We start from the raw sequence: 256 nt of genomic DNA, 5'->3' as shown, positions 1-256 counted from the left end.
CGCAGAGCACGCCCTCGATCGCCGCGCGGGCCAGGTTCTCCCGCGTGGTGCTCGCCAGAGTCATGCCGAACAGGCTGGCGGTCGCATCGGGCAGGTTCGGCGTGCGCTCACCCTCGAACCAGGGCTGCAGCACGAGGCCGCCGGCGCCGGGGTCGGCGTTCAGGGCGAGCTCGCTGAACGTGGCGTGGTCCACGCCGAGCAGGGCGGCCGTGGCATCCATCACCCGGGCCGCGTTCAGCGTCGCGATCAGCGGCAG

The 256-nt window shown here is 73.4% G+C and carries 1 protein-coding gene; it reads right to left on the bottom strand.

What is annotated here, in order from left to right:
• Positions 1-256, bottom strand: a 256-nt coding sequence (locus RT309_RS13510) for an FGGY-family carbohydrate kinase (protein WP_313357847.1), incomplete at both ends; no start/stop codon positions are given.

The organism is Microbacterium sp. (assembly GCF_032084865.1).
In the GTDB taxonomy this organism is placed as follows: domain Bacteria; phylum Actinomycetota; class Actinomycetes; order Actinomycetales; family Microbacteriaceae; genus Microbacterium.
This window is presented reverse-complemented; position numbering and strand designations above follow the sequence as displayed.